The 26,368-nt window shown below is 41.3% G+C and carries 33 protein-coding genes; 11 read left to right on the top strand and 22 right to left on the bottom strand.

Going from position 1 to position 26,368, the window contains the following annotated elements; all coding sequences use genetic code 11:
- Positions 1-82: 82 nt before the first annotated feature.
- On the bottom strand, positions 83-1,279 hold the full coding sequence (locus tag OCC_RS03815; protein WP_004068156.1) for a cysteine desulfurase: 1,197 nt from the start codon (positions 1,277-1,279) through the stop codon (positions 83-85).
- 130 nt (positions 1,280-1,409) lie between these two features.
- On the opposite strand from OCC_RS03815, the gene OCC_RS03810 reads away from it, so the two are divergent.
- A complete protein-coding gene (locus OCC_RS03810) occupies positions 1,410-1,997 on the top strand; it encodes a hypothetical protein (RefSeq protein WP_004068154.1) in 588 nt (195 codons plus the stop codon).
- On the opposite strand, the gene OCC_RS13180 is transcribed toward OCC_RS03810, so the two are convergent.
- The 3 genes from OCC_RS13180 to OCC_RS12165 form a co-directional block, all read right to left on the bottom strand.
- The gene (locus OCC_RS13180) at positions 1,977-2,543 is read right to left on the bottom strand and encodes a D-glucuronyl C5-epimerase family protein (protein ID WP_449449430.1); all 567 of its coding nucleotides are present in this window, start codon (positions 2,541-2,543) and stop codon (positions 1,977-1,979) included. The two genes, OCC_RS03810 and OCC_RS13180, sit on opposite strands and share 21 nt — an antisense overlap.
- 554 nt (positions 2,544-3,097) lie before the next feature.
- Complete coding sequence (locus OCC_RS03800) at positions 3,098-4,096, bottom strand: D-glucuronyl C5-epimerase family protein (RefSeq protein WP_020953644.1); 999 nt, start codon at positions 4,094-4,096, stop codon at positions 3,098-3,100.
- A complete protein-coding gene (locus OCC_RS12165; RefSeq protein WP_020953643.1) occupies positions 4,093-4,632 on the bottom strand; it encodes a hypothetical protein in 540 nt (179 codons plus the stop codon). Before OCC_RS12165 ends, OCC_RS03800 begins: the two co-directional genes overlap by 4 nt.
- 95 nt (positions 4,633-4,727) lie before the next feature.
- Here OCC_RS12165 and OCC_RS03795 point away from each other — a divergent pair, with 95 nt between their 5' ends.
- The 3 genes from OCC_RS03795 to OCC_RS03785 are packed head-to-tail and all read left to right on the top strand — an operon-like array spanning position 4,728 to position 6,308.
- Positions 4,728-5,624 (top strand): thiamine-phosphate synthase family protein, encoded by an 897-nt coding sequence (locus OCC_RS03795; RefSeq protein WP_004069742.1) that lies wholly within the window; start codon positions 4,728-4,730, stop codon positions 5,622-5,624.
- Positions 5,621-5,920, top strand: a complete 300-nt coding sequence (locus OCC_RS03790; protein ID WP_004069744.1) for a VanZ family protein — start codon at positions 5,621-5,623, stop codon at positions 5,918-5,920. Before OCC_RS03795 ends, OCC_RS03790 begins: the two co-directional genes overlap by 4 nt.
- Positions 5,895-6,308 carry a secondary thiamine-phosphate synthase enzyme YjbQ gene (locus tag OCC_RS03785; RefSeq protein WP_004069745.1) on the top strand — a complete coding sequence of 138 codons (414 nt, stop codon included), beginning with the start codon at positions 5,895-5,897 and terminating at the stop codon, positions 6,306-6,308. Before OCC_RS03790 ends, OCC_RS03785 begins: the two co-directional genes overlap by 26 nt.
- Before the next feature lie 83 nt (positions 6,309-6,391).
- On the opposite strand, the gene OCC_RS03780 is transcribed toward OCC_RS03785, so the two are convergent.
- Both OCC_RS03780 and OCC_RS03775 read right to left on the bottom strand, forming a co-directional pair.
- Positions 6,392-7,147 (bottom strand): MBL fold metallo-hydrolase, encoded by a 756-nt coding sequence (locus OCC_RS03780; protein ID WP_004069747.1) that lies wholly within the window; start codon positions 7,145-7,147, stop codon positions 6,392-6,394.
- Positions 7,144-7,803, bottom strand: a complete 660-nt coding sequence (locus OCC_RS03775; RefSeq protein WP_004069750.1) for a M48 family metallopeptidase — start codon at positions 7,801-7,803, stop codon at positions 7,144-7,146. Before OCC_RS03775 ends, OCC_RS03780 begins: the two co-directional genes overlap by 4 nt.
- 84 nt (positions 7,804-7,887) lie before the next feature.
- On the opposite strand from OCC_RS03775, the gene OCC_RS03770 reads away from it, so the two are divergent.
- Positions 7,888-8,571, top strand: coding sequence for an MFS transporter (locus tag OCC_RS03770; RefSeq protein WP_004069752.1), 684 nt, complete (start codon positions 7,888-7,890; stop codon positions 8,569-8,571).
- 39 nt (positions 8,572-8,610) lie between these two features.
- Here OCC_RS03770 and OCC_RS03765 read toward each other — a convergent pair whose 3' ends face one another.
- The 7 genes from OCC_RS03765 to OCC_RS12575 are packed head-to-tail and all read right to left on the bottom strand — an operon-like array spanning position 8,611 to position 12,807.
- On the bottom strand, positions 8,611-9,513 hold the full coding sequence (locus OCC_RS03765; RefSeq protein WP_004069754.1) for an ABC transporter ATP-binding protein: 903 nt from the start codon (positions 9,511-9,513) through the stop codon (positions 8,611-8,613).
- Between the two features lie 11 nt (positions 9,514-9,524).
- A complete protein-coding gene (locus tag OCC_RS03760; protein ID WP_004069756.1) occupies positions 9,525-10,328 on the bottom strand; it encodes an ABC transporter permease in 804 nt (267 codons plus the stop codon).
- Positions 10,328-10,774 (bottom strand): hypothetical protein, encoded by a 447-nt coding sequence (locus OCC_RS03755; RefSeq protein ID WP_143592314.1) that lies wholly within the window; start codon positions 10,772-10,774, stop codon positions 10,328-10,330. Before OCC_RS03755 ends, OCC_RS03760 begins: the two co-directional genes overlap by 1 nt.
- Entirely contained in the window at positions 10,755-11,186 is a 432-nt protein-coding gene (locus tag OCC_RS03750; protein WP_004069760.1) for a hypothetical protein, read from the bottom strand. The genes OCC_RS03755 and OCC_RS03750 overlap by 20 nt, the downstream gene beginning before the upstream one ends.
- The gene (locus OCC_RS03745) at positions 11,183-12,367 is read right to left on the bottom strand and encodes a radical SAM protein (protein WP_004069763.1); all 1,185 of its coding nucleotides are present in this window, start codon (positions 12,365-12,367) and stop codon (positions 11,183-11,185) included. The genes OCC_RS03750 and OCC_RS03745 overlap by 4 nt, the downstream gene beginning before the upstream one ends.
- 12 nt (positions 12,368-12,379) lie before the next feature.
- Positions 12,380-12,640 (bottom strand): hypothetical protein, encoded by a 261-nt coding sequence (locus OCC_RS03740; RefSeq protein WP_004069765.1) that lies wholly within the window; start codon positions 12,638-12,640, stop codon positions 12,380-12,382.
- The gene (locus OCC_RS12575) at positions 12,637-12,807 is read right to left on the bottom strand and encodes a hypothetical protein (protein ID WP_020953642.1); all 171 of its coding nucleotides are present in this window, start codon (positions 12,805-12,807) and stop codon (positions 12,637-12,639) included. The genes OCC_RS03740 and OCC_RS12575 overlap by 4 nt, the downstream gene beginning before the upstream one ends.
- A 266-nt stretch (positions 12,808-13,073) precedes the next feature.
- Here OCC_RS12575 and OCC_RS12220 point away from each other — a divergent pair, with 266 nt between their 5' ends.
- Both OCC_RS12220 and OCC_RS03735 read left to right on the top strand, forming a co-directional pair.
- Entirely contained in the window at positions 13,074-13,355 is a 282-nt protein-coding gene (locus OCC_RS12220) for an MBL fold metallo-hydrolase (RefSeq protein ID WP_082662999.1), read from the top strand.
- Positions 13,356-13,447: 92 nt separating this feature from the next.
- A complete protein-coding gene (locus OCC_RS03735) occupies positions 13,448-14,203 on the top strand; it encodes an MBL fold metallo-hydrolase (RefSeq protein ID WP_020953640.1) in 756 nt (251 codons plus the stop codon).
- Here the strand turns inward: OCC_RS03735 and OCC_RS03730 are convergent.
- From OCC_RS03730 to OCC_RS03700, 7 genes are all read right to left on the bottom strand, one after another.
- A complete protein-coding gene (locus OCC_RS03730; protein WP_004069767.1) occupies positions 14,168-14,587 on the bottom strand; it encodes an ester cyclase in 420 nt (139 codons plus the stop codon). The two genes, OCC_RS03735 and OCC_RS03730, sit on opposite strands and share 36 nt — an antisense overlap.
- A gap of 311 nt (positions 14,588-14,898) precedes the next feature.
- Positions 14,899-15,606, bottom strand: coding sequence for an acetate--CoA ligase family protein (locus OCC_RS03725; RefSeq protein ID WP_004069769.1), 708 nt, complete (start codon positions 15,604-15,606; stop codon positions 14,899-14,901).
- 35 nt (positions 15,607-15,641) lie between these two features.
- Complete coding sequence (locus tag OCC_RS03720) at positions 15,642-17,063, bottom strand: acetate--CoA ligase family protein (protein WP_004069771.1); 1,422 nt, start codon at positions 17,061-17,063, stop codon at positions 15,642-15,644.
- Between the two features lie 133 nt (positions 17,064-17,196).
- Positions 17,197-17,964, bottom strand: a complete 768-nt coding sequence (locus tag OCC_RS03715; protein WP_004069773.1) for a sugar phosphate isomerase/epimerase family protein — start codon at positions 17,962-17,964, stop codon at positions 17,197-17,199.
- 42 nt (positions 17,965-18,006) lie between these two features.
- Positions 18,007-18,675 (bottom strand): TIGR00266 family protein, encoded by a 669-nt coding sequence (locus OCC_RS03710; protein ID WP_004069775.1) that lies wholly within the window; start codon positions 18,673-18,675, stop codon positions 18,007-18,009.
- Between the two features lie 45 nt (positions 18,676-18,720).
- The gene (locus OCC_RS03705) at positions 18,721-19,434 is read right to left on the bottom strand and encodes an endonuclease III domain-containing protein (protein ID WP_004069777.1); all 714 of its coding nucleotides are present in this window, start codon (positions 19,432-19,434) and stop codon (positions 18,721-18,723) included.
- Positions 19,403-19,834 carry a DUF6849 domain-containing protein gene (locus tag OCC_RS03700; protein ID WP_004069779.1) on the bottom strand — a complete coding sequence of 144 codons (432 nt, stop codon included), beginning with the start codon at positions 19,832-19,834 and terminating at the stop codon, positions 19,403-19,405. The genes OCC_RS03705 and OCC_RS03700 overlap by 32 nt, the downstream gene beginning before the upstream one ends.
- A gap of 94 nt (positions 19,835-19,928) precedes the next feature.
- Here OCC_RS03700 and OCC_RS03695 point away from each other — a divergent pair, with 94 nt between their 5' ends.
- The 3 genes from OCC_RS03695 to OCC_RS03685 are packed head-to-tail and all read left to right on the top strand — an operon-like array spanning position 19,929 to position 22,154.
- Entirely contained in the window at positions 19,929-20,399 is a 471-nt protein-coding gene (locus OCC_RS03695) for a helix-turn-helix transcriptional regulator (RefSeq protein WP_004069789.1), read from the top strand.
- On the top strand, positions 20,396-21,379 hold the full coding sequence (locus tag OCC_RS03690; RefSeq protein ID WP_004069791.1) for an ATP-binding cassette domain-containing protein: 984 nt from the start codon (positions 20,396-20,398) through the stop codon (positions 21,377-21,379). Before OCC_RS03695 ends, OCC_RS03690 begins: the two co-directional genes overlap by 4 nt.
- Before the next feature lie 4 nt (positions 21,380-21,383).
- The gene (locus OCC_RS03685) at positions 21,384-22,154 is read left to right on the top strand and encodes an ABC transporter permease (RefSeq protein ID WP_004069793.1); all 771 of its coding nucleotides are present in this window, start codon (positions 21,384-21,386) and stop codon (positions 22,152-22,154) included.
- 2 nt (positions 22,155-22,156) lie between these two features.
- Here OCC_RS03685 and OCC_RS03680 read toward each other — a convergent pair whose 3' ends face one another.
- On the bottom strand, positions 22,157-23,392 hold the full coding sequence (locus tag OCC_RS03680; RefSeq protein WP_004069795.1) for a phosphoglycerate kinase: 1,236 nt from the start codon (positions 23,390-23,392) through the stop codon (positions 22,157-22,159).
- A gap of 126 nt (positions 23,393-23,518) precedes the next feature.
- Between OCC_RS03680 and OCC_RS03675 the strand changes: the two genes are divergently transcribed.
- A complete protein-coding gene (locus OCC_RS03675) occupies positions 23,519-25,672 on the top strand; it encodes a restriction endonuclease (protein ID WP_004069796.1) in 2,154 nt (717 codons plus the stop codon).
- Here the strand turns inward: OCC_RS03675 and OCC_RS03670 are convergent, their stop codons facing one another.
- Positions 25,673-26,284: a hypothetical protein gene (locus OCC_RS03670; protein ID WP_004069798.1), complete on the bottom strand. Its 612-nt coding sequence runs from the start codon at positions 26,282-26,284 to the stop codon at positions 25,673-25,675.
- Between the last annotated feature and the right edge of the window lie 84 nt (positions 26,285-26,368).

Raw genomic sequence — 26,368 nt, 5'->3', positions numbered from 1 at the left:
TTGCTGTCTTGGAGGTGTGCACTTGAAGCGGAAGTTCTCCTATCCCTAAGCAAACTCCTCCAAAAGTTTAAAAAAGAAAAAATTACCTTAAACTTTTCACAAGCTCCTCCATAACCCCAAGGAACGTTTCAACTTCTTCAATGCTGTTGTACACATGGAAAGAAGCCCTAACAGTTCCATTTATGCCAAGCTTTTTCATTACCGGCAATGCACAGTGATGACCGCTCCTTACCATAATGTTGTGCTCATCCAGAACGGCGGCAACGTCGTGGGGATGAAGCGGAGGGACGTTAAAACTCACAACTCCAGCATGCTTTTTGAGGTCTCTTGGTCCGTACCATGGAACTTCAAGCTCTGTTAAGCCTTCAGTTGTTCTTTTCACAAGCTTGTGTTCTTGCTTTTCGATTTTGTCTATGCCTATTTTTTCAATGTACTTTATTCCAGCAGCAAGACCTATTGCCCCTCCAATATTTGGCGTACCGGCTTCATAGCGCTCTGGTGGTTCGGTGAGCTTGTAATCATAAAGATCAACGTCTTCAATTGTTCCCCCACCTATTAACGGGGGCTCGAACACATCGAAGAATTCCTCCCTTATGTAAAGCACTCCTATTCCAGTTGGGCCCATTGGTCCTTTGTGTCCCGAAAATGCCAAGAAGTCTGCGTGAAGTTTGTTAACGTTAACCTCCATGTGCCCGACGCTTTGGGCTGCATCGACAACAAATATTGCTCCTTCCTCTTTCGCCATCTTTCCGATTTCTTCTACCTCGTGGATGACTCCAAGGGCATTGGAGACATGCTGTATGGCTACAAGCTTTGCTCCCTTGATTTTCTTCTCCGCATCCGCTAAATCCAAGTTTCCTTCGTTGTCTCCTTCGATTATCTCCAGTTTCAGTCCAAGTTTTTTGGCTAATCTCTGCCAAGGGAGCAAGTCGGAGTGATGTTCGTAGGGAGTTGTCACTATCTTGTCTCCTTTCTTAAAAATCCCCTCCAAACCAAGAGCCGTTAAATTCAAGCTTTCACTCGTGTTCTTTGTGAAGGCAATCTCCTCAAATTTAGCTCCAATGAACTTTGCTGTGATTTCCCTTGCCTTCTCATATTCATGGGTCGCCTTTTGAGAGAGCCTGTGCACTCCACGGTGGACGTTTGCCCTATATTTCAAATAATACTCGTCCATGGCCTCAACAACTGGTTTGGGGGTTAGAGAAGTTGCGGTGTTGTCAAAATATATGACCTCCTGCGTTAAAGGGATATCTTTCCGAACATCTTCGGGTATTCTCATGCCAACCACCGTAGAATTTATTTTCATGGAACATATAAATGCTTTGCTTCTCATTTTTGTCCGTTCAAATATTCCAATTATGGAACAAAATTTTATAAAGATTGGAACAAAAGCACGGATGGTGGTTTAAATGAAGGCTAGGGAGATAGGATTAATCGGACTGCTGCTGAGCTTATCGTTGGTATTGCAGATTTCCCCGCTTAAGGTTCCGACTCAATGGGGAATGACAATTGATCTTGTAGCCGTCCCGATAGTGGTTATCTACATTTTGTTGGGCTTTTGGGGCAGTGTAACGGCCTTAGTATTATTGTTTTTGGGTTTGAGTTTAGTATCGTCTGCCTCTTGGTTGGGAGCCAGTATGAAGTTCTTTGCAACCTTGAGTGTGGTAATAGGCCTTGAAATTGCTAAAAGGATCACAAGGTTTGACTTCAAGAACTACAAGAGGGAGAGAGACCTTGTAATATTTGTGCTTGTGGCGTATCTGATAGGAATTGCAATAAGGATCCCCGCAATGGTTGCAATGAACTACTACTATGCCCTACCGCTGTGGCTGGGCATTCCAAGAGAACAAGTAATACCAACTATTGAAGAGTGGTTCCATATTCCATTCTGGCTAGTGATAGGCATTCCAAATGCCATTCAAAGTGCTGTGGATGTTGTAATCGGTATTCTCGTCGCTCTGCCGGTTATTAGGTCGCTACCGCACATCCTTGAGTGATCTCTTCCATTTTTCTGCATATTCTTTAAAGATCTCATTTTCCGTTTTTTCATAGAGCCATTCCAAGAGCTGGATATGGAGTTCGTGGTATTTTCTCATTGCTTTTCCATGAATGTTCGAGTATAAACTCCATCCTTCCTTATCAAAGTGTGGAAGAGCCTTTGCAACAGAGACTGTCCCGTTGTCAAACAGCTCCTTTGCATAAGGGTCTTTTATGACTTCCCAGTAGTAGTAGAGGCCTTGGAGTGCTATAATGTGCCCGTTTAAAACCAGTTCATTTGAATTGTATCCATACTCTAGAATCCAAAGTCCATATGGAGAATTCACTACAAATCCTCCTCCTTTGTAGGGGATCTTAAAGGAATTGAGGAGGAGTTTTGCTGTTTTTAGGTATGTTTTGTTNTTTGTTNTTTGGTATGCTTTAGCGTATAATCCTGCTCCTAAGCCTTGGGCATAACCAGAAACCCATGGAACGGAAGAATTCTCAAAATGAAAATAATTCAAAAACAAAGCATACTCAATTTTATCTTTCTTTCTGAGAACCATAACCCCTTCCAGCTCATCCAAGATTTTTAGGGCTTCTTCTATGTTCTCATTCTTAAAGTACAGATCAGCCCAGTGAAGGGCACTTACCGGATACAGAACAAGCCCCCTGAAATTGTAATGCACAAAGGGAAGGGAGGTGTTAAGTCTCCCTTCAGCAAAGAAAACATTTCCATAGGGGCTTTCGTTTCCAAAGGTTATTGGGTAAAAGCTTCTTAGTGGAGATATGTATCTGGAATAATACTCATTGTTGGCCTTTAGGGTCAAGTGCAGCATCTTAACCTCCCCTATGCTCAGGTTTCCTTCCCTTTTCAAGACCTCTGCAAAGGTTCTTGTTGAGTAACCTGCTTCTACACTTGAAAACAAGAAAAGGACATTTGTGGTGCTTAAGAATTTGAGGAAGTTATCTAAAACAACCTTTTGGTTCTCGTTTAAGATATTCTCCAATGTATCGGCTCTTTCTATTATGATCCTCTTTGAAAATTCAAAGCTTCCAAGATATGAACCCGTTAAAAGGAGGAAGAGCAGTAGCAGAGAGTAGAATTTCTTTACCGGACTCATCCGAGATCCTCCGGTTTTAATCCTCTGTAAATTAGGTAATTGTTCCATTTTCTGGCATAATTCAGAAAGTACTCATCGCCGGTAACATCGTATAGCCATTTTAAGAGCCTTATGTGGAGTCTATGGTAGAACTCGCTCGCGTCCCCGTGAATGTTTGAGTATCTACTCCACGAGTTGGTGTCAAAGATTGGGAGTGCTCTCTTTGTGCTCTCTACTCCAGCTTTGAAGAGTTTCCATGCTTTTTCATCTTTCGTGATTTCCCAGTAGTAGTAGAGGCCTTGCAAAGCTATTATGTGGCCGTTTAAGACCAGCTCATTTGAATTGTAGTTGTATTCGAGATACCATGGCCCGTATTTTGTATCTGCAACAAATCCGTTCATTTCTAAAGGCAGGTCAAATGAATTTAATAGCAGGTTTGCTGTTTTTAGGTATGTTTTGTTGTTTGTTATTTGGTATGCTTTAGCGTATAATCCTGCTCCTAAGCCCTGAGCGTAGCCAGAAACCCAGGGAACAGAAGAATTCTCAAAATGAAAATAATTCAAAAACAAAGCGTAATCTTCGCCGTTGTAATTTCCGTAATAGAGGAGCCCCTGAAGCTCGTCCAGGAGTCTTAAAGCTTTTTCATTATCCCCCCTTTGGAAGTACAGGTCAACCCAGTGAAGGGCACTCACCGCATAGAGATTTATCCCCCTCCCCCGGTAGTATATGAAGGGCAAGGAGGTGTTTAGTTCTCCCTTTATCCTTATAGGAGAGTAATAGGGAGTGCTGTCCGAGAATATCACAGTAAAAAAGTCCTTTTGTGGTGAAGTAAAGCGAGAGTAGTACTCGTTATTGGCTTTCAGAGTTAAGTTAAAGACCTTTAGGTCAATGGGTGTGAGGGCTTTCCATTTTGCAAGCTCCCCAAAAGCTCGTATTACATAGGAGGAATCCCTATAGGATATGAGATATGTGATGTTGCCTGTTTTGGAATACTTTTGCAGGAAAAAGCTGCTCAATTTTTGTTTCTCTCGATTTCTCTCAGAATATCTTCTGGAATTTTTCCATAGAGGCCTCTTATTTCTTCGAGCAGGGCTTTTTCTGGAGAAAGAAAAACATCTTTTGGAATGCTCTCACCGATAACTCCCGATTTATCCCTATCTGCTCTTATCCTAATGCTCTCATCTTGATAGTAGAGCTCCAAGGTAACAAGTACTTCTTCTCCATAGGGGAGCTTAAGTGTAATCAGGTTTTTAGCATGCCCTTTTTTTCCATACCAGTTTTTTACTCTTGCTTCCGCAATGAATGCAACGTTGACTTCTCCGTTATCTCCTCTTGCATATCCAACAAAAACGGGCTTATTGAATTCACTTATCGTTTTATCCCCCACTTTTATCTCCACTTCTGAAAAGTCAAAAACTGCGCTTTTTTCTTCTATCTGCACGTATACTTTGACATTAGAGTTTATGGGGGATGAGTAGAGCCCATCTTCAACGGTAATGCATCCGAGAGAAAAAATTATCAGGAAAATGGGTATTATTTTAATTAGTTTCATATTTCCTCACAGTGGTTAAAAAGAGGGTTAGAGATATAAGCTTTTCTGGAAAAGGTTTATAACCTGGTTTTAAAAAAGAACAACTGGTGAAGAGCATGAAAACCCCTTGTGAATTCTGGGCTGAGGAAGTTATGCCCAACCTCAGGGCAAATGTTGCTCGGATTTTATACTCCAAAGGCTTAACTCAGGCGAAAATAGCGGAACACCTGGGAATTACCCAAGCGATGGTTAGCAAATACCTAACTGGCAAGTATAGAAGGCTGAATGGTGAACTTGGTAAGGAAGTTGAAAAGGTCGCTCAAGAGGTTGTGGGGCTTATTCTGTATGGGGCAAAAAAAGAAGATTTGGTGAGGTTTTTGAACAGGAAGTTCTTTGAAATGTTCAGGAGCGGAATTCTTTGCAGGGGCTATTTGGATTACATTGGTAGCAGTGATGAGTCTCTATGCCGAGAAATATTCACTGAAGAGCCTTCAAGAACTCAGATTTTAGAAGAACTTTCCTTGGCCTTAAGTGAGTTGCTTCGTGATGAGAAGTTTTTGGAGCTAATTCCTGAAGTCAGAAGCAACTTTGCCTATTCCCTTCCAAAACCAAAAGAAAAGAACGATGTTGCTGCCATTCCGGGGAGGATAACAGTAGTGAAGGGAAAAGCCTACGCTTTGCCTCCAGAATTTGGGGTGAGCGAACACATGGCAGAGGTGTTGATTGGGCTTTCTGAAATTTTTCCCGAAGTTAGAAGTGTTTTGAACATAAGGTACGACAAGAAAATATCGGGTGCCCTTAAAAAGGCAGGTTTTAAAGTTGGAACTGTAGAAAAAAGCGAGAGAAGCGAGGAAGAAACCGTCAAACTAATCACCGTGGAGTTTAAGAAAAAAGGGATTCTTGATGCTGTGATAGATAAGGGGGGATTCGGAATAGAACCTTGTGTTTATATCTTTGGCAAAAGCCCAATAGAGGTCGTTGAAAAAGTTAAAAAACTGGAGCGTTTCCTATGAGGCCTTTGAAGTATCTCTACCTCATCTTTCTAATTTATGCTAATCTCTCTCCTAAGGTGCCCTCAGCTGGAATAGCGGGAGGGGACAAAATAGCGCATTTCTTGGAGTTTTTCGTTCTCGGTCTGATTAGTGGGAGTAAGTTTTACATGGTTTTTCCGGTTATTCTTGAATTTATGCAGGTCTTTATCCCGGGAAGGAGCTTTTCCTTTATGGACATGGCCGCAAACCTAATAGGGTTTGGTGCCGGTTATTTGCTCTGGAGGTGGTGGGATGAAGGTAGTGACCGAAGAGCTTAGGTTTTCCACTAAAGGGGAAATAGATTTGGTGGATATAACCTCTGAAGTGGAGGAGATAGTAGAACGGAGCGAAATAAAAAACGGTCAAGTTCTTGTGTTTGTTCCCGGGGCAACTGGAGCCGTTGTAACAATAGAACACGAGAGAGGTCTCCTTGAGGACTTTAAAAGAATCCTAAAGGAGATTGTGCCCAGAGGTGCTGGTTACAGGCACGATTTGATAGACAACAATGCCCACTCCCACCTAAGGGCTACCATTTTGGGACCCTCACTTGTACTCCCAGTTGTTGAAGGAAAAGTTGTCAGGGGTATATGGCAGCAGATATTTTTTGTAGAGCTCGATGTAAGGCCAAGAAGAAGGAGAGTGATTGTTCAGGTGATGGGAGAGTGAAAACTCGCTTGGGTTTCTCATTTTTATGATTCTGTTCCAATGATTTTTCCTTGGAGAAGGGCTTTTGAGGAGCTCTTTCTCGTTTAAATCCCCAAGTGCATAAAGTCCCTTCCAACTATTCCTGCCTCTCCGACCTTTTCTTCCAGCTCCTCATGGGTGTAGTTTGAATGGCTTATATGCACAAATAGCGTTTTTACTGCATTGACTTTTTGTGCGAGCTTAACGGCATCATCCACCCCGAGATGGGTTCTGGGAATTGAATGCTTGTGGGTCATCTCTGCGACGAGAAGATCAGCTCCTTGAATTTCTTCCAATGTTTTCTCATCTCCCAAAATTTCTGGCCCCGTGTCTCCAGTTATGGCGATCCTTTTCTCCCCTATCTCTAGGATGAATCCACCGGCAACTTCTCCGGGCTGGTGAACAACTGGAAAGTGATTTACCTTGAAGTTTCCAAAATCATACCATTTGTTGAACTCTAAGGGGATGTATCTCCACTCTCTCTGCCCTAAAAAAGTTTCCTGCAGGAGCTTCGCAATGCTAAGGGTTTTCTCATGGGAGTAAAAGATAACCTCTTTAAAAACCTGTAGCTCGGGAAGCCCGGCAATGTGGTCAAAGTGGGGATGAGTTATAAAAACCCTCTCGATTTTTTCATTTAGGTGCTTTAGATGGTAATAAAGGTCTGGAGAGGGATCTATGAGAGCTCTTATCTTTGGAATGTACATAGAAAACCTCGTTCTTCTGTATTGTGGAAACTTCCTCGCCCTTGTGCAGTTCTCACAGTTGCATAATGCCTTAGGAGTCCCGCTGTAAGAGCCGGAGCCTAAAAGGATGACCTTCATTCTCTTCCCCCCAGTATCTCTCTCCAGATGGGGTTGTTGTGGATAATTACCCACCAATCCTTAAGTTCTTTCCTCTTTTTCCTCCAGTCTGGATGGGATTCCTCAACCAACGTCCAAAACTTTTTGGAGTGGTTCATCTCAACTAAGTGGGCTACTTCATGTGTTACGAGATAGTCAATGAGCTCCGGAGGTAAAGCCAGCATTGCTAAATTGAAGCTTAGGTTCCCCTTTGGGGAGCAGCTTCCCCATCTCGTTCTCTGTTTTCGGATGAAAATTCTTTTTGGCTTGACACCTAAACTCGCAGCACGTTCTTCAACAAGGGGCACCAATAATGTTCTAAGCTCGTTTTTTAGAGTTTTCTCAAGCTTTCTTTTGTCTGAAACTTCTAAAACTTTGTTATCGGTGAAAATCTTTCCATCCCTAAATGGGTAGAACTTTCCCAGATAAGGAAACCCTCGAATGTTTTTTGCCCTCTCAATTTTCTCAAGCTTTGAGAGTATCCAATCCTCCTTTTCTTTTAGGAACCTTTCAACTCTTCTCGTTGGAGAGACGATGTAGAGTTTTCCCTCTGGACTTACGTAGATTCTCACATATCTTACCCTTCTCACGCTGACTTCGTACTGGATCTTCTTCCCATTAAGGTCTATTTCCGGCATATTATCTCTTTGAAGCTTGAAGCTTAAGTATTTATCTAATGAGAACGATTTAATATCTTGGAGTCAAACTTCTGTGGGGTAAACATGAAGAAGATACTTTACGCAATCCTAATAGCAGGATTTTTTGCAATACTCGGCTCTACCATGAGTAAATCTCCAACCTTGCCACTCTATGCTCAAAGTTTGGGGTTAAGCAGGGGAGAGATTGGAATTGTTGCGGCGGCATCAACTATAACGGGTATTTTTATGAACTTTGTCTCAGGGCTTTTGAGCGATATCTATGGGCGAAAAAAGCTTCTTAAAATAAGCGGCTTTGTATTCTTCTCTGCGCCCCTTCTTTACTTCTTTGCTAACAATGCTATAGCGTTAGCTTTGGTAAGGGCCTACTATGGGATAGCAACTGCTATATTTGTTCCTGTTTCCCTTGCTTTAATCAGTGACTTATATTCTGAAAAGAAAGGTACTTTTATGGGGATTTTAAGTTCTGCAACTCTCGTGGGGAGAGCCATTGCTCCGTTATTGGCAGGGAGCTTAATATATTTCGCAGGATTTTGGATTGTTTTTATTTTGTGTTCTTTCTTTGGATTTATTACCTTTGCAATAACTTTTACGTTACCTGAAGCAGAAGGAGAATTAGAGAAGTTTGAGTTTTCATTTAGTTCCACCCTCTTTCTTCTTGGTCTGTTGGATGCAGCTGTTTATATGGCTTATCAAAGTATTGAAACATTTTTACCTCTTTTCTACTTTCTTGAAGACAAAGCTTGTTAGGGTTTATTAAGTGGCTGTTTGCTAGCTATTCCAATCCTGCTATTTTTCTAGGATTCCGGTGAATATTTTCTCTATAGGAGTCTCTTTTGGTTTCACTTCATATACATTAATCCCTTGGGTGAGCAATATCTTCATGATCGCTGGAACTTCATCATTATACCTTGAAACCATCACAGAAATTCCCGTGTTTTCCACGTTAACGTTATACCCAAACTTCTCTAAGAGTTCTTTTGCCCTTATTTTTTTATCAACTTTAAACACCACTTCAATGCTACTAACTTTACTTAGTAAATTCTCCAATCTTTCCTCCAAAACGAGCTTTCCCTCCTTCATTATTGCAACCCTGCATTTTACCCCCTCAAAATTCTGGAGCTCGCTTAGAATGTGGGTCGAAAACAGAATGATTTTGCCTTCTTTCAGCATCTCAAAAATTTTGTCTCTTAAGCTTAAAGCTGTTGGAATGTCCAAATTGCTAAACGGTTCATCCAAAACTAGAATGTCTGGATTGTGAAGCAATGCTCTCGCTAAAGCGAGCCTCTTTCTAAAGCCTCTACTTAGATATCCGGCTTTTGTATTTTTGTATTTTTCAAGTCTAAATTCTTTTAGAAGTTCATTAATCCGTTCTTCTTCAACATCATAGATCTTGGCGAAAAATCGCAGATTCTTGTAGACCGTTAGATCTGGATAAACTCTCTCTCCCTCCGGCAGATACCCCATCTTTCTTTTAGCGTTTTCGGGTTCCACCCAAAGATCAATTCCATCAACTACGACCCTACCACTGGAAAGCGGCAAAATACCGGTGATTGCTCTAAATGTTGTGGTTTTACCTGCACCATTGGCTCCCAATAATACATAAATTTCCTTTTTTATTGCGATAAAGCTTAGATTTTCTATAACATCGCCGTTACCATAACCTGCACTGATATTTTCGACCTCAAGCATGAAATCACCCCTTAATTTGTAATGAATGCCAAGCGATTGATGACACGCTTGCCCAACATTGCTATTATTAGTGAAGCTACCAAAGAACAAATCCCCAGGAGCAGATATATCTGGAATGTTCTGTTTAACCCTAATTTTGCCGATGCAAAGGATATTATAATTGGCGTCAAAACTAAAGGCAAGCTCATTAGGTTTATAAGCTCTGAGCTCTTTATTTTTACACTCACTACTAGTCCTGTGCTAATAGAGAACATCATCATTGAAAAAGGAACGAACACTGTGATGATAATGAAGTATAGTGTGGGATGCCATATACTTCCTAGTGCTTTTAGATGTAGATACTGGATGAGGAAGAAAAGAGATGCAAAAGCAAAGCCCCATGAGAGCAAACTGAAGAACACTGTCGATAACAATTTCCCCAGGAGTATCTCGGATTCTGAAAGAGGAGATGAAAAAAGGATTTCCATAGTTTTATTTAATTTCTCATTGAAAAAAGAGGAGACAATTGAAGCATAAGAACTCAAGGCAGATACTAATATTACAACTACCGATAATTGGGATATCAGGGCGGCAAATGTTATTGCATCTTCGCCCATTTTTGCTACTTCATTTTCAGAAAGTCCAAACACTAAAGGGCTCTCAGATATTTGCTCCATGGCAAGCTGTTTTGAATAGGATGTTAAGTACCTTGGTCCACTCACAATCAACAACATTCCAATAACAAGTATAATTACAGCATTTGCTAATAGTCCAGCCAACTGTTTGTTTGCAAAGTACTGCCAGACCTCTTTCATGAGTACTGGCTTAATTCCCATTATTTTCTCACCTCTATGACTTTTTCTTTTATGCTTTCGTCCAGTATAGCATCTATAACCTCATGAATATTATCAAAAGCTAGGTAGTATCTTTTCCCGTCTGTGGCCTCTATGAGCAAGCCAGAATCTGAACTGGCATAGGAAACTACCTCTCCATATTTACCTTTGTATTTGCCAATTCTATACCGGCCAAATTCTAGCCCCCCAAGTCTCCAGACAAGCACATCTCGGTAATCTTTAACTTGGAAATCTCTAACTCTAATTGGAACTGTTCTCCTTTTTGTTTTTATTACAAGAATTACTTGGTTGTTCTCATGTCGAATAATAACTGCATGGGGCACATATGCATCAAAAAAGCCATATTTTATGAGTGCAAGGACTAGCCCAACTATTCCTAATGTAATAAATAAGGACAACAAAATAGAATTATCCACCATTATTCTCACGCTCTTTGTTGTTGTTTTGCATGATGTCCCTCAGTATATCTACGAAGTGGATATCGGTATTCTGCTTCTGGAGATATATAAATTCGTTGGTAAATAACCATAATATGGCGTTTTTTAAGTCATTTTTTATTATCCTCCTTGGGGTTTCTGGATAGATAAGACACAGATGCGTGACAAGGTCTGAAAATTTTACACTCCCTTTTTTCTGGAGTATTTTTATGATCTCCCCCATGGTTGGATTCATCACGGTGATTTTCCATGTAATTGGATTAAATCCCACAACTCTCCCATCTCTCTCGAATCTAAATTTTAAATTTTTGAGTAAGCTGATCATATATTTATCAGAGCTTACTTCAGTTAGCAAACCGTTAATATGCTTATCAATATTGGTTATCAAGCTATTAGTTATCATGTTGATAACACCTCCCTAATATTTCTTGCTAGAATGGACAAATCTTCTTCATTTAATTGTAATATATCCAAGTAATCTGAACCTATCCTTGTCATAAAGAGAGATTTCAACTTGAGGATATCTCTCTCAGTTTTTAGATAGGAGGATATTGATAAAAGCACAGGGTTATCTCTCCATGCATATTCCAAACCTTCTTTCCATAGTTTTTCTATTCCATCTGAAACATGACCGTAAGCCAAACTCAAATATGGAGTGGGAAGAATATAACCTTCTGCACTTATTGAAAGGGAAATCAGTGAGACATATGGACCTATTATGATATGCTCTGTTGGATCGCCAAATTCAATTCTAGTGGAATACTCAAAACTATGTTCGAATATCCACGTTATTAATTTCCTGTATTGATCATCAGTCGGCATTAGTTTCACATGTTCGAAGGTTTCAGGAACAAAATACATTGTGCGAACAGATAAAACCTCAAGTTTGTCACATAACTCAACAGTTTCTGGAAAGTTATCTATATTTAGTTTTGTTGAACAGAAACTTACAATTGTTGGAATATTGTATTCGATCAGATTCTTTATTGCGTTGATAGCTCTGTTGTATGAACCTTTAGGTCTTAGTTTTTCCATAATCTCAGGTCTGGAGCCATCTAAAGATACTTGGACAGCGGCAATACCACTTTCAGCAAGTTTTGAAGCAAAGTTGTCGGATATTAATGAGCCATTAGTTACCATGTTAACATCGATCCCCCTTTCGTTAGCATATTGTATAATATCAAACAAATCCCTACGAAGTGTTGGCTCACCTCCACATAAACATAAGACCAGAACATTTAATTTCGCCAGTTCGTCTATGACATTAAATATCTCCTCTCTGCTGAGTTCTCTGCGAATTACATCTGGAGAACAACCAATGTAACAATAGGGACAATTGTAGTTACATCGATATGTAACATCGATTGCTGCAGAAACAGGGCCCTTTAGATTTTCCGGCCAGATGCGATACTTACGATAAAGACTTCTAAGCTCGCTAAATATCTCTGGGATCTCTTTTAATTCCCCAGCCCTGTAAGGTACATTTGTACCAGTTGACATTTGAATAAATCTGCTGAGAATATTCGAAAAAGAATAATAAAACGTTTGAAGTTCATTTGATAGACTGCCAACACCCAGTCTCATTATCTTCACCTTTTATGTCAAGTTTTTACTCAAGGTGCTATGCTGTATCTTTGGATCTCTAATTAGGGAAGCATTGCCATGTAAAAGCCACTTTGCTATCCATGCTGCTACTCCCCAAACAACTGCGACATACATTGCAGCAATAACCCATACTGCCGCAGCCGCCATAACCGTACCGCCAACATTTAATACATACGCATGGCTTATTGCTATTTCTTTGGTAATTCCTGAAGTAATACCAACATCACCCCCAACAGGAGGCAAATAGCTCATGCACTTTCACCTCCTGAGGTTTTGTCTTTTAACGGTAAGGACCAAATAACTACGAAAAGGACTGGCATAATCTGAGTGAATATTGGTCCTGGGCCACCGACTTCAACTACAACACTTCCAAGCCCGTGTCCAAGATCCTCTCCGATGGGAGGGATATACTCTCCCATTAATACTCCCTCCAGTTTAACATTATGCATAATTTGATATGTTGCTATAAATATTTATTCTTTTCGTAAACTCTAAGTTACCAACTTCAAGTTTCTAAATTTCTTAAAAAAAAAGTAAGTCCTTAAAAAGCTCCTTCTTCTAGATTACAAATGAGTAACTATATAAAACTTTGAATAGTAAATAAAAATTTAATTCTTTATAAGCATCTCATCCAAAGATAGTGATGGAAGCTAAGATTTAAATCTTGGAGGATTAACTTCATAACATGGTACTCTCCTTTAAGCCTGTGTGGTTTGATTCCTTGGGATCCAAGAGTTCATGTGTCTTCGTTAAAACACCTGACATCTCGATCTTAATAGATCCGGGTGTCGCTATTATGCATCCAAGTTTTCCAGCCACTGAAGAAGAGAAAATCGAATGGCTTATTGAGGGGGAGAAGGCAATAAAAAAGGCCAGTGAAAAGGCCGATATTATTGTAATTTCTCACTATCACTACGATCACTACTTTCCAAGCGATTTAGATATGTATGGGGAAAAACACTCTTAGTTAAGAACCCAAATGAGTATATAAACGATTCCCAGAGAGAACGAGCCGAGTATTTTTATTCCAATTTCTACAGGTATTATGGAGAATTAAAGTTGGAGGATATCTGGAAAGAACCAGAATCGCGAGAATATCCAAATCCAATGGAAGAGCTACCAATAGCATTCTCCAAGGATTTCGGAGATTACAACAAGCGAAGGAAACAACTCCTTGAAAAAGGCCTTAAGTGGTTCAGAAATAGGGTCAATAAATGGAATCGAAACCCAAAAATTCCTGAGATGAGTTTCAAGAATCTTCGAGTTGTGTTTGCTGATGGGAGAGAATTTCAGTTTGGAGACACAAAAGTCAAATTTACGAAACCTCTCTTTCATGGAATAGAGTTTTCAAGAGTGGGTTGGGTGATTTCAACTGTTATTGAACATGAAGAAGAAAAGTTAATCCATTCAAGTGATTTAAATGGCCCTATAATAGAAGACTATGCGGAGTGGATAATTAGAGAAAATCCAGATATCTTAGTCTTAGACGGCCCTATGACATATATGCTTGGTTACCTCCTCAATAAAATCAATTTAAGAAGAGCAATTGAAAATGCGGTTAGAATTGTGAAAGAGACAGATGCAGAGACTATTATCTACGATCACCACCTCCCGCGAGAGCGTCATTTTAGGGAGCATACGAGAGAGGTGTGGGAAGTTGGAGAAAAGCTCAACAAAAGTGTTTTAACGGCCGCCGAGTTCTTGGGAAAGAAGCCAAAAGTTCTGGAAGTCACTCTTAAAAATAAAAAAAGGAGATCAGTTCAGAGAATGCAAATGATGTCATCTTTTTGGTGGAAAAACACCAAGCTGTCGTAAAATAGCAATCTCGTTGCTTACCCACCACATTTCTGCAACTTTATCTCCTTCGAAGCGGTATACAGTCATACCTTCAAAGCGGACCTTTTTTCCAGTAGGTGGAATTCCCATAAACTCGCCCTTTTGGGTTCCAGTTACTGTCCACCGTACCGCAATTTTATCTTCCTCAGCTATCATGTCTTCGATAGTTGCGTGAAAATCTGGAAGCGTCTTGTGAACTTCAACTACCCATTTTTTAAATGAGGCAAAGTCTGAAACCTCAGGAATATTAGGATGGTGATTTTTGAAATTTGGTGTGTAAAACTTGTCTATTACTTCCACATTTCCCCTGTTCCAGATTTCGTCGATTATCGTTTGGAGGATTCTTTTTCTTTCTGTGCTCATTTATTTTCACCCCCTCTTACGCTGTGTATCTGAGTTATTTGAGAACCAGCCTTTTGATAGCCTTTTGGTAAGGTACCAGGCACTCAAAAAACTCAACTTATTACTATGAATAGGACTTAAGTAATATATACTTTTGTATTATGTGGGAATGTAGTAATTATGACGTTTACAAAGAATTAGAGCATTTTGACAAATTCAAACAAAACTTTAAACAAAGTTTCATGTAAACTCGCGCCTTACAAAAACAGAACTTCAAATATCGAATTATGGAAGAAAAATAAAATAAGGGTTGGATTATTTTTCTGCAGAGACTACTTCAAAATTATTCTTGCGTCTACTATAACTGCTCCTTCTCCCTCGGGATAAATGAAGACCGGGTTCAAGTCCATCTCTTTGATGTAATCCTTGAGGTCATCAACGAGCTGTGAGACTTTTAGCATCATATCAACAATAGCTTTCATGTCTGCCGGAGGTTCTCCCCTTGCCCCAGCTAGGATTGGGTATCCTTTGATGCTCTTTATCATCGCCCAAGCATCTTTTTCTTCAATTGGGATTATTCTGAAGGTTACGTCTTTGAGGATCTCCACAAAGATTCCACCGAGACCAAACATTATTGCGTGGCCAAATTGCGGATCCTCTGTGACACCGATAATGATCTCCCTTCCCGGTTTGAGCATTGGGGCTATTAATACACCCAAAATTTCCGCATCTGGCCGGTATTTCCTTGCATTTTCGTGAATTTCTTTCCATTTCTGTTTGAGTTCCTCATCGTTTTTTATGTTAAGCATAACGACTTTTGCATCGCTTTTGTGGAGAATCTGTGGAGACATGAGTTTCATAACGACTGGGTACCCTATTTCGTTTGCGTATTTTATGGCTTCATCGAGGGTTTTCGCAAGCTTTTCCTCTGGAAGTGGCAAGCCATAAGCTTTTAAAACCTGCTTTGCTTCGTATTCAACCAAAGCCTTCCTACCTTGGGCCAAAATCTCTTCAATCACTTTCAAAGCTTCATCTTTCATAATTACCCCCCCATAATAAGGAAATAAGGAGTGGATCACTCCTCCTTTAACTTTTCAAGATATTTGGAGTATTTTACTAAGCCAGCTAATGCTCTAACCCCTCTTTCTGGTGTTGGATAGACGGGAACTCCTTTTTCTTCGAGTATCTTTGCATAATACTCTGTCTTTTTACCGCCCATGGCAACCGCAACTATTGGTTTTTCACTCTTCTTTGCGTAGTCCGCTAAGATTTCTATTATTTCCTCCTCATCTAAGAGCGGCACTTGGAAGAGAACGATTACCACTATTGCATCAACGTTTGGATCGTTTACAAAAGCTTCAATTGCGTATTTGTACCTTTGGGCATCTGTATCTCCAACGACATCAGTCGGATTTCCTGCAACTGCGTGTGGTGGGAAGTGCTCCTTTAGATATTTGATTGTATCTTCGCTAAGTTCGGCCATTTTAAGACCAAATTTGGCAACGGCATCACTTGCCATAACTCCCGCTCCACCACCGTCTGTAATTATTCCAACTCTGTCTCCTTTTGGAAGCTTGCACTTTGCAAATGCCTTTGCTACGTCAAACATGTGCTCAAAGTCTTCTGCCCTTAAAATCCCCGTCTGCTTGAACACTGCATCATAAATCACATCAGCCCCCGCTAGGCTTCCGGTGTGGGAAGATGCAGCCTTTGCACCATACTCTGTCCTCCCACTCTTAAGGGCTATAACAGGCTTTACCTTTGTTATTCTCTTCGCAGCTTCAATGAATTTTCTACCATCTTTTACTCCTTCTATGTAGAAGGTGACGACCCTTATGGAGTCATCGTAAATGAAATAATCCATTAGATCAGCATCGTCTACGTCTATTTTGTTACCATAGCTTACCATCTTTCCGATTCCTATTCCAGCTAAAGCTGCCCAGTCAAGCATTGCTGCGGCAAAAGCACCACTTTGAGAAACGAAAGCTATTGAACCACTCTTAGGTCTATCCATTTTTTCCTCAGGCAGGAAAACCGTGTCAACGCCTGTATCGGGTACGTAAACTCCAACACAGTTGGGTCCTATGACCCTTATTCCGTTTTCCCTTGCTATTTGAAGTATTTCCTCTTCCATTTTCTTTCCTTCTTCGCCGAGCTCTCCAAAACCACCGGTAATAATTACTACTGCCTTTATTCCCTTTTCTGCAATTTCTCTCATTGTGTTTGGCACAAAGGGAGCTGGAATTGATATTACTGCTAAATCAGTGTCATCTGGGAGTTCTTTGACGCTCTTGTATACTTTATACCCCTCGATTTCATCAAGCTTGGGGTTTACGGGGTAAATGTTGCCCTTAAAAATGCCCTGCTCTTTGTTCCTTTTGAAGTTCTCAAAAATAACGTTTCCAACTTTTCCTTTTTTGTTTGTGGCTCCTATGATTGCGACAGCCTTGGGCTCGAAGAAGGGTTTGAGTTCCTCGACAATTTTTGGGCTTTCCATGGTATCACCTCTAAAATTTTATGAATAAAGTTCCACTTGAACTTTATCTTCTTGTGTATAAAAGTTTTATGTAGGTAAAATAAGCTCCCTGATGAATCAATAAAGGCATTATTGCCCAAAAATTGAAAGAATATCAAATATTGCTGTGAAGTTCACTCAAAAATTTGAGACTTTTAATAGCATCGTCGAAGGTTTTTATCTCTAAAGACATGGGAACTTTGGGTAGTTTTTTCATTACCTCCCTCCAAGGGACCGTGCCTTCTCCTAGAGCCAAATGAGAGTCTTTTGTGCCGTCATTGTCGCTTAAGTGTATGTACACTATTCTGTCTCTTAAGAGTTCAATAAATTCGTCAAAGTTTCCAGTTGTTGTGTTTAAGTGTCCCACATCAAATGTCACGCCTATGTTGGTTCCATCAACGAGTTCTGCTATCCTTTCTGGAGTTTGACCATCAAGTATCCAGAAGGAGGGCATATTCTCTAAAGCAACCTTCACACCTATCTTTTCTCCCACTCTGTCTATTTCTTCTAGAGAGCGTTTTTGGACTTTTTCGTAAGCTTTGGGAAACTTTCCACTTAGTGGGGACTTATGTGCTGGATGAATTACCACAAGCAAGGATTCCATTCTATGTGCTACCTCCAGAGTCTCAAAGATAATGTTGAGAGAGGCTCTCCTTATCTTTTCGTTTAACGATCCTATGTTTATATCGCTGAATGGAGCGTGGATAACGCTTTTTAAACCGTTGTTTTCTAAAAACTCCTTGTGCGTCTTATAGTTGTACCTGTTAAGCTCGTGATACCCTTCATTGACGATCTCAACAAAATCAACGTTGAGATTCTTAATTTTATGGAGGGCGAGACTTAAGCTTTTATCAAATAGACACTGAGTTGACACTCCTATCACTTTTTCTCACCGGAGAGGTATAAAGAAGAGGGTATAAAAATATCATCCTTGAGACTTTGGCAGGAAGGGAATAAGCCAGCTTAAAAAGCTATCTATGCTTCTTGTTTGTATGTATAATGTCCCAGTACCATAGAACTCCGCTACAAGTCCTTCGCCACCAAAGATAGTGCTCTTTATTCCTCCAACTCTTCTTACCTTAAAGTCGAGACCCTCCGTAAAGGCCACTAAATGGCCGGTGTCTATTATGAAGCGCTCATCTCTAAGCTCCTTTTTATATATTGCTCCAAAGCTTGAAAGGAATACCGTTCCTTCTCCAGTTAGTTTAAGCAGAAAAAGCCCTTCTCTTGAGAAAAAGGTCTTTGCACCGCCGAATTTAGTGTCTATCTCTATATTCTCAGAACTAGCTAAAAATGCTCCACTCTGGGCATATAGGGTTCCTCTCAACTCCAATGCCTCTATGTCTCCCATATACGGCGGGGCTAGGCCGATATTCCCTTTACCCCCTCTGGCTCTAAAGGTGTTTATGAATATGCTTTCTCCTCCAAGCATTGACCTTTTTAGGGCTTTAAAAACTCCGCCTGTCTTTGTTTCTATTTCTACATTTGGGCTCATATGAACCATTGCTCCGGGTTCTGCCTTAATGGCTTCCCCATCCTCCAATTCTACCTCAACCAAGCTAAAACTTGGTCTTTGAATAATCTCGTATCTCATTTATAACACCAAAAGAAATTTGGTGATTTAGGTATATAAGCCCTTTTATCTTATTTCTCTCTTGTCTATTTGACCTTTTGCGTAGGGGCAGAGATCCTGCAGGGGACACTCGGTGCATTTGGGGTTTATAGGCTTGCATATTCGTTTTCCGTGGTCAACCATTGCATGGTTCACATATATCCATAGATCCTTGGGTATTAATTGTTTGAGGTATTCCTCGACTTTCTCCGGTGAAACCTTCGGAGGAGCTAAGCCGAGCCTTTTGCTGATTCTGTTTACGTGGGTATCCACTGGAATCGTCTGCTTTCCAAACCCGTATGCTAAAACTATGTTTGCACATTTTCTCCCTATACCCGGGAGCTTCATTAGTTCTTCAATTTTATCTGGAACTTTACCACCATATTCTTCGAGAATTATTTGAGAAGCCCTTACTATCCATTCGCCTTTCGTTTTCCAGAGGCCAACACCGTTCTTCCTCAGAAACTCTTGCATCTCTTCAATGGGTGTGTTCGCTATTGTCTCGATGTTCTTGTACTTTTTAAACAACTCCCTCCACACTTTGTAAGTCACTTCATCCCTCATCCTTTGGGAGATTATGCAGTGAATCAGCGTTTTGTAAGGATTCCCAATGAGGATTTTTTCTCTAGGATAGGTCTCTATGAGTTTTTTGACTATCTCTTGGGCACGTTTTTTCTTTTCCTCCCAGCTCTCATTAAATGTAAATCCATCAGACTTGGATGATTGTAAGTTTGTTTTCATTATGAATCACCAATACGGTATTTTTTGTAACCCTAACTTCTTTAAGTTTCTCGAATTTCTGGTTAAAAATCTTGTGCCCTCTTTGGTTTAAAATTAAAACCTCATCGTCAAAGACAACTGCAATAATGCTTTCTCCGAGAAGTAAATCTTTAATTTCCTTTTCAAATTCAAGTGTTGTGGAAAATATCTCTTCTTTGCTTAGCTCTATTGCCGTTAAGTCAGTGACCTTAATGACCTCTGGCTCTGCATATATGACCTTGAACTTGAGAGGCTTTCCCAGCAGATCTATTTCCAGAACATCACCTTCTCTGACTTCTTTTCCCTTGAGCTTTGTTTTTATGACTTCAATGAAATCGGGAGTTAGAGGTGCCTCGAACAGGGGTTTTAATATGAGCCTCATTATCCCACCTATTAACTGTACTTCATGGAGTAATTAAGGGTTTTTAGGGACAAAGTTTATAAAAGATATATCTTTTGATATATCGGTGAAAGAAATGGAGCGACCGAGGTTTAAGGGACATCTTAAACTCCTCGTTTTGAAGCTCCTGGAAGAAGGCCCGCTTCATGGATACGGCATAATGGCGGAGCTGGAAAAGAGGTACGGCATGCCCCACCCGAGTCCTGGGGCGATTTATCCCATCCTAGCCTCCCTGAAGAGGGCCGGCCTTATAGAGGTCGCCGGCGAGGGAAAGAGGGAGAAGAAGCTCTACCGCATAACCGAGAAGGGGAAGGAATACCTAAAGGAGCACGAGTATGAGGTGAATGAAGCCATTGAGACCGCAGAGCGCTTTAAGGAATTCGCGAGGCTCGGCGGCAGAGAGCTGGCGGAAGTTCTCAAGGAGGCCTTCAACTCGATCAGCGAGATGAGCGAGGAGCAGAAGAGGGCCCTCGCGAAGGAATTTGCAGAGTTCACGAAGAGGGTTAGATTGATTCTGTTGGGCGAGATAAAGGAGGGAACGGAATGAGTGAAGCAATAGTTGTTGAAAACCTCGTCAAGAAGTACGGGGACTTTGAGGCCGTTAAAGGGGTCTCCTTTAAGGTTAAGCGGGGAGAGATATTCGCCTTCCTCGGGCCGAACGGGGCAGGGAAAACAACTACGGTTCATGTTTTAACTACTCTCCTAAAATTGACCTCGGGAAAGGCCATTGTAGCTGGACACGACGTTGTTGAAGAGCCTATGGAGGTCAGGAAAAGGATAGGCATAGTCTTCCAGGATTCAAGCCTCGACAGGGATCTCACCGCCTGGGAGAACATGTACATCCACGGGAGGATTTACGGGCTGAAGGGGAACGAGTTGAGGGAGAAGATAGAGCGCCTCCTCAAGTTCGTCGAGCTCTGGGAGTTCAAGGACAAACCAGTCAAGACCTTCAGCGGAGGGATGCAGCGGAGGCTTGAGATAGCGCGCTCCCTCCTCCACGAGCCGGAGGTTCTCTTCCTCGATGAGCCGACGATAGGCCTCGACCCGCAGACGAGGGCTCACATCTGGGACTACATTCGTGCCATGAAGGAGGAGCACAACATGACGATTTTCCTCACAACGCACTACATGGACGAGGCGGAGATGTTAGCGGACAGGATAGCCATCATAGATCACGGTAAGATAATCGCCGAAGGAACTGCCGAGGAGCTCAAAAAGCTCGTCGGAAACGACGTGATCTATCTTAAACTCGAAGCTCCCGAGGAGCTCAAGTGCCTCGAAGGTGGCTTCATCAGGGGATGCAAGGTTCTTCCCGACGGCAGGGTGGCGCTTGAGGTGGAAAACGCTGCCGAAGCGCTCCCGGGGCTCTTCGAGCTCGCAAATGAGAGAGGAATAAGAATCCTCGAGGTTACCTACCACAGGCCCACGCTCAACGACGTCTTCCTCCACCTGACGGGCAGGGAGATAAGGGATGAAAGCCCTGAAAACCCGATGGCGGCCTTCGTGAGAATGAGGATGAGGAGGTGAGATGATGGAGGCGCTAACCACGATGGCCTACAGGCAGCTCAAGAGGTTCACCAGGGCGAGGTCGAGGGTATTCGGGATGGTAATCAACCCACTAATCTGGCTCGTCTTTTTCGGCCTCGGGTGGAGCAAGGTCTTCGACAACCCCATGGCGAAGATGATCTTCGGGGGAGTTGACTACCTCACATTCCTCGCGCCGGGTATCTTCGCCATGACGGTCTTCAACATGAGCTTCATGGGTGGAATGAGCGTCATCTGGGACAAGCAGTTCGGCTTTCTCAAGGAGGTCCTTGTTGCCCCCGCATCGAGGAGGGGGAGCATCCTGGGGCGGATAATCGGCGACTCGCTCGTGACGCTGGCTCAGGGAGCGATAATACTCGTCCTCACCTACCCGCTCGCGGAGAGCCTCAAGCTGAGCGGCTTCCTTCCTGTCCTTGGAATCGGCTTCCTGCTCTCGATAGCTTTCCAGGGCTTTGGCGTCAGCCTGGCTTTGAAGATGGAGAGCATGGAGGGCTTCCAGATGGTATTGGGCATCATCATGCTCCCGCTGACCTTCCTGAGCGGCGCGATGTACCCAATAGACGCAATGCCCTCATGGATGAGAGCCTTAGCTTACATCAACCCCTTAACCTACGCAGTTGATGGAGCAAGACATTTCCTTGTTGGAGAAAACGTAACAAAATTTGCCCTAACAACTGACGTTGGAGTACTAGCGTTGCTGGCTCTTTTCCTTGTGGGAGTAGCCATGATTGAATTTGAAAAAGCTACAATAGGTTGATTTTAGCTTTTTCCTATATCTTTAAATTTTTCATAGCTTATTTTAAGTGCCTCAACAAGAGGAAGTTTTTCTCCAGCAAAAAAGGCTAACATTGCTCCACCGCCCGTGCTTATATGGGAGATTCCCTTTATGTTGTACTTGTATATGCTTGCTATTGAATGTCCCCCACCAACAACTGAGAATGCCTCACTCTCTCCTATAGCCTTAAAGACCTCCACAGTGCCCTTTGCAAACTCTTCTATCTCAAAGACCCCCATAGGACCGTTTGCAACTATTATAGCAGCCTCCTGAAGTATTTCTCGATACTTTTCTATTGTCCTACTTCCTATGTCCATAATCGGTCTCTCGTCAAAAATCCATTTTTTATCGCTCAACAGATCTACTTCGACTCTCTCACCTTTGTATTCAACTGCAAAGTCTACTGGAGTTCTTACGTAAGGATAAAACTCATTCAATATCTTTTCCGCCCAATCTATGAGTTTTATTAATCCTCTTTTCTCAAGAAAGCTTATGTTCGCATCCCCAAGATCAAACCCCTTTGCCAGAGTGAAGATTTGGCTGACCAAACCGCCTGTTAAAATCAAGTCGGCTTTTCCGTTCCTCAAAACATTCTCTGCAACTCTAAGTGAGTCCTCAACTTTTGCCCCACCTAATACATAGATTTTGGGTTTTTCCTCGCTTTCATATGCCTTATTCAATGCTTTTAGTTCTCTCTCCATTAAAAATCCGGGTATCATTGGTTTTAACCTTGCAAAACCAACTAAAGAGGGCTGTGATCGATGAGCTGCGGCGAATGCGTCTGTAACTACGTAATCTATCAGGGGGTTAAGCTTCCTAACGAAATACGTATTCTCACACTTTTCTAAGGGAGCTTGTTTGGTTTCCTCTGCCGCAAATCTGAGGTTCTCCAACATAAGTATTTCACCGGGTTTTAAAGAGGCTATCGCTTCCCTTGCACATTTTCCAAAGACATCTTCCACATATTTTACTTCGATACCGAGTAGGGAGCTTAGTATTTCGGCATGCTGTTCTGTGGTTAGGTAGTCTTCTTCATAGGGCTTGCTCTGATGAGTTCCAACAACAACCTTTGCATTGTGTTCGAGTAGGTACCTTACGGTGGGTAAAACAGCCCTAAATCGGGCATCGCTGATTATCTTTCCATTTTTGACGGGTGAATTTAAATCCGCCCTAAAAAAGACTGTTTTCCCGTGATAGTTAAACTCTATCAGCTTAAACATTTTCTCACCTGAGAGAATGTGAATGAGAAATGGTTAAAAGATTATTTTAAACACCAATGGTGATAGGCGTATTATGCAAAACGAATTTATATGAAAATCCCTATTTTATTATGTGAGCGTGATACTATGGAATGGACGTTGGAAATATTGAACTCTGCCTCTGATGAGGATATAATTCGTATCGTTCAACGACTCATTGAATCCTTGGGGTTTAAAGAAGCCGAGAGAGTAAGAGCTGAAGAGTGGAAAATCGACTTCATAGCCCTCCGTGAGGATCCAATATCTGGACTTGAGAAGTATGCAATAAAGGTAAAAACAAAAGGGTTAGCATCTTCTAAGGAAGTTGAAGAATTTGCAGAGGCCATCATAAAAGCTAAAGCAGATAGAGGGATTTTTCTTTCTGTTAGTGGATTCACAAAGGATGCAAAAGTGCTCTTGGGGAGAGAATACAAGGGGAAAATAATTCCCTGGGATGGAGAGAGGTTTGTTAAGGAATTAAATGACAGGGAAATTCCAGTACCCCATGAGTTAGTTGAAAGGCTCAAAAGGGAAAGGATGGAGAAAGAAGAAGAGGCCAAAAGAAGGGGCATGTTGAAGGTTATACGTTTGGATGCACCATTGTTATACTCGTTTTCACCCAATAAAATTCTTGAAATGGTCGTATCGCTCATGGAATCTCGGTATAAAACAAAACGAGAGGACATTTTCCTAGAAGAGCTGGTAGTTGAGCTTTCTACCGGCTATATAATCCTGTGGTCTGCTAAAAAAGACACAGAGGAGGTAAAAGACAAAGCAGTAATTTTGTCAAAGGAAGAAGTAATCCCTTTTGTAAGCAGAGACGTTGAATTGGAAAGAAAAGTATCAAGAGCCCTCTTGGAAAGCGAGTCTGCAATAAAAGCTAGTGAAGTTGAAATAACATCCCCCATTTCTCAAAATGAGGCGGTGATAGCTCTCAAATTAAAACTTGCAGATGAACTTGAGATTCCCCAAACGAATATCTATCTAAGTTCTAGAAGGAAGGTTTATGTCCCGAATAGAGCTCTATTGACACTCAAAGTGGGCATAAATTCTGCCAAGGCTGAAGTCGATCTTAAAACGAATGACATTAAAATAGACATAACCCCTCTTCCAAAGGAAAAGCTCATCGAAATAGCCAGAGAAGAGTGCAAAAAATCTCTCGGAGAGAACCCAGAAGAAATTTCTGTAGAGGAAAAAGATTCCGTAGCTATTATAAGTGGACAAACTAAACGGTTTGTTTTTGGGATTGCTCTGCATCTTTACAGTGGTAGGATCATGAAAAGAAAGTCAAAAATGAAACGTGAGGCAATATTCTCTGAAATCGCCAAACTGTATCCTGACGGAGAAGTGATATTCTTTGATGAAAAAGAAAATAGGGCAATAGTAGACGTGATGACTCCAAAGGAAGTCGTGGTTCTTGAATTCAACTTAGAGAACGGTGAACATAAAGTAGTTGCAAACCTCCTTCATCCTTATCAGATTGCAAATTCTGCTAAGAACCTTATTGAAAAGAATTTTGACATAAAGGGGCTTGAGCTTGTTGACTTCAAATTCTACGATGCAACCCATTTAGAGCTACTCCTTGAGAGTGTTGACGGGAAGATTAAGGTAAATGCCGATGGAAAAACGGGAGACATAATAGATTATTTCGTTGAGATAAGTCCTCAGAAAGCCAGAGAGATAATCCTCCAAAAATATAAGGGATGGGAAATAAAGAAGCTGGAGAAGGAGAATGAAGTTTACAAGGCTGAGCTTGAGAATGACAAATCTATTCTAAGAATATCCCTTAGCAAAGATGGAAAAATTTTGAACGAATTAGATAGACAGCTGAAAATTGAGGTGGTAAGGGAGATAGCGGAGAAATTCTTGGAAGAGAAAGGAATACCTGCAACCATAAAGGAGATAAAACTTAATGAGAACTGGAAAGTTAAATTTGTCGGAGAAGAAAGAGTGGGAGAGCTTCTGATAGGTAGAAGTTCTGGGGAAATACTAAAGAGCGACGTTTTCCTGACTGAGATAGTGATTGAGGAGAGCTACAAGAGGTATATACTGGAAAAGTTCAATGAAAAGAACCTCAATACGGAAAGGATAGTCGTTTACAAGGAAAAAGGATATGCAGTGATAAAACTAGTAGGCGATAAGTCGATTTACTATGCAAAAATAGATCTGAGAAGTGGCAAGATTTTGGAGGAAGACACGTTGCCCAAGAAAGGTTTGATGGCAAAGATAAAGAAAATCCAATTAGAGGCAAAATATAAGTAATTAGGTCATCAAGAGGCTTTCGATTAATTTTATTGCCTCTACTATTTTTGTTTCTGGTACTTCTTCCTCTGGCAGTTCAAGGTTTATTACGAGTCTCTCTTCTTGTGCTTCCTCATCTAACCCGTAAACCTCGAGCTCCTCTACGTCTACGTCTTCAAAGAAGTTCTCAATCTCTGGCCCTATTACCTTCTTGTCATTTCCATAAACTTCCACTCTAATAAGGTCATCTTTGGAGGAAGCAACAACTGCTATTTCGTAATCACCAATCTTTTTTGTGAACTTGATAAGGTTTCCATAACCTAAAACCTCTTCAGTAAACCCAAGCTTTTTCATGACTCCCCTTATTCTCTCAATCTTTGCCTTCATCCTGTTTAGTATCTTATCTCTCAATTTATAACTCTCTTCGAGGGCTTTCTTTATGCCCTCACCAGCTTTTTCTACCTCACCTTCCCATATTCCGACTATCTTTATCCCAGAAGAAGTTGGTTTAAGCTCAATTTTTAGGTTCTCTATGTCAAAATCTTTTAAGTCTTCAATCTTAAGCTCGCTAAGGCTGAGTATCTCAAATTCGATTCTAACTAAATTGCCAAAAGCTTTCCCCTTAAATTTCAAAGGGCATCACCTAGAATGGGGAAGGCAAGTGGGTTTAAAAACTCTTCTATATGGGATCAATGAAAAGAATAAAAAAGAGAGCAA

The sequence above is a fragment of the Thermococcus litoralis DSM 5473 genome (genome assembly GCF_000246985.2).
Lineage (GTDB): Archaea > Methanobacteriota_B > Thermococci > Thermococcales > Thermococcaceae > Thermococcus_A > Thermococcus_A litoralis.
Note: the sequence above shows the minus strand (reverse complement) of the source record. Positions and strands in the feature narration are given on the sequence as shown.